Origin of the sequence: Eudoraea sp. (genome assembly GCF_049665975.1) — a bacterium.
Lineage (GTDB): Bacteria > Bacteroidota > Bacteroidia > Flavobacteriales > Flavobacteriaceae > Eudoraea.
On the sequence record NZ_JBATGR010000301.1, the window covers coordinates 1 to 2,129 of the forward strand.

General features: G+C 34.9%; 3 protein-coding genes and 1 pseudogene. 3 read left to right on the plus strand and 1 reads right to left on the minus strand.

The features are described from left to right. From WBN20_RS10590 to WBN20_RS10600, 3 genes and pseudogenes are all read left to right on the plus strand, one after another. Positions 1-388 (plus strand): annotated as a pseudogene (locus WBN20_RS10590) (aconitate hydratase); the annotation flags it as partial. Between the two features lie 74 nt (positions 389-462). Further along, positions 463-1,020 (plus strand): TlpA family protein disulfide reductase, encoded by a 558-nt coding sequence (locus WBN20_RS10595; protein ID WP_424272623.1) that lies wholly within the window; start codon positions 463-465, stop codon positions 1,018-1,020. A gap of 2 nt (positions 1,021-1,022) precedes the next feature. Then, on the plus strand, positions 1,023-1,580 hold the full coding sequence (locus tag WBN20_RS10600; RefSeq protein WP_424274085.1) for a TlpA family protein disulfide reductase: 558 nt from the start codon (positions 1,023-1,025) through the stop codon (positions 1,578-1,580). 59 nt (positions 1,581-1,639) lie between these two features. On the opposite strand, the gene WBN20_RS10605 is transcribed toward WBN20_RS10600, so the two are convergent. After that, on the minus strand, positions 1,640-2,089 hold the full coding sequence (locus WBN20_RS10605) for a beta-carotene hydroxylase (RefSeq protein WP_424272531.1): 450 nt from the start codon (positions 2,087-2,089) through the stop codon (positions 1,640-1,642). Positions 2,090-2,129 lie beyond the last annotated feature (40 nt).

Below are 2,129 nucleotides of genomic sequence, written 5' to 3' on the forward strand. Positions count from 1 at the left end.
GGGTATAAAGACCATTGTAGTTGGTGATCATAATTATGGGGAAGGATCTTCCCGTGAACACGCGGCTATGCAGCCCAGACATTTAGGCGTAGCGGCGGTCCTTGTAAAGTCTTTTGCTCGTATTCACGAAACCAATCTGAAAAAACAAGGTATGTTAGCATTGACTTTTGCGAATGAAAGTGACTATGACCTTATCCAGGAAGATGACACCTTTAACTTTATTGATATTAAAGAATTTACTCCGGATAAACCATTGATTATTGAAGTTGTGCATGCGGACGGATCCAAGGATTTAATCCAGGCGAAACACACCTACAATCTGCAGCAGATTGAATGGTTCCGTGAAGGTTCTGCTCTTAATGTAATAAAGAAGGACAATGTGGCATAAATTATATATGAAATTAAATAAAATAACTCCCGATATTTCTCGGGAGTTATTTAGTTTTGTCAAACCATAATAAAATGAAAGTGAGCAGGAAAACCATTCTAAATATACTGTTCATGGCTTTCGTGCTTTCCTTTTTTGTGACCCCGCTTGGGTATCATGGTAAAGTTTTATTAAACCAAATATTTTCCTTTCGGCCGGAGGTTATTGAAGTTGGAGAACAACAACAAATAACAGATTATAACTGGAAGTTAAAAAATGCGAAATGGGAATTCTTCAATTTTGAAAAATCCAAAGGGAATGTAGTTTTTATTAATTTCTGGGCTTCATGGCGCTTGCCCTGCGCGGCAGAACTCAAAAGTATACAGAACCTATATGATAAATATAGGGATAAGGTCGATTTTTATATTATAACTGATGAAGAGAGACTTCCTGTAGAAGAGTTTATGATTGAAAATAAATTTACTTTTCCGGTAACCTATCTTATTATTGGTGAGAGAACCCCTTTAACTATTCTTAAGCCGCCATCGTCCTATATAATTGATAAAAAAGGCTATATTAGAGTAAAACAAGAAGGAATTGCCGATTGGGATAATAAAACAATATATAACCTTATCAATGAATTAATAAATTAGAAGTGAAATTAAAAAAAACACAGCTAGTCAATATTGCTATTATTCTATTATTGGCGCTTTATTTTTTTACTCCAATAGGTTTTAAAGCCAAAGTATATCTTAACAGGTTAATATCTCATAATCCTGTCCCTGTTGAAGAGAGAGCTCAGCAGATTTTAGAGGATTATGATTTTAAACTAGTGAATTCAAATGGTAGTTCGGTGAATCTCTCAGAACACAAGGGAGATGTTATATTTATTAATTTCTGGGCTACCTGGTGTCCACCTTGCGTTGCAGAAATGCCTGACTTACAATTGTTATATGACGCGTATGGGGAGAAGGTTACATTTTTATTTATTGCCCGGGATAAAAAAGAAAAGGTATCTAACTTCATGATGAAGAAAAAATACAATTTACCGGTTTATTTCGAATCTGGCTTTACACCAAAAACTTTATACTCTGCAGCTTTGCCAACAACTTTTGTTATCGATAAAAAAGGAAATATTGTTGTTGCAGAGACAGGATCTGCTGCTTGGAACTCACAAAGCGTTCGCAGTTTATTGGATGGCCTCTTAAAATAATTACTAGCTTTCGGAAGCTTAGATATTTACCATTTTATTGAATGCTGTATTGAGCCTATTTATTTCTTAAAATACTTAAAAGGAACAATCAGCATACCAAAACATTCTCCTTCTTCTTTGCCAATATGCTTATGGTGCATTTTATGAGCCCTGCGTACACCTTTGGCATACCAGTTATTGGCATTTCTAAACATTTTAAATCGTTGGTGAATGAAAATGTCATGAACCAGGAAGTAAGTAGCTCCATATGCCATAATTCCAAGGCCTAATGGCCATCCGTACCAGAAGGATGTATAGGAAGCCAAATAAAAGAAGGTCATGCTAACAACTGCATAAAAAATAAAGAAAGCATCATTGCGTTCAAACCAGGATCCATGATCTTTTTTATGATGGTCTCTGTGTAAAGTCCATAAAAATCCATGCATTATGTACTTGTGGGTAAACCAGGCCATAAACTCCATAAAACCAAATGTGCCAAGGAAAATTAAGATCCAAATTATAATTTTCATGCTAGTATAAGTTCAGTTTATAATTTACATAAGATTTTGC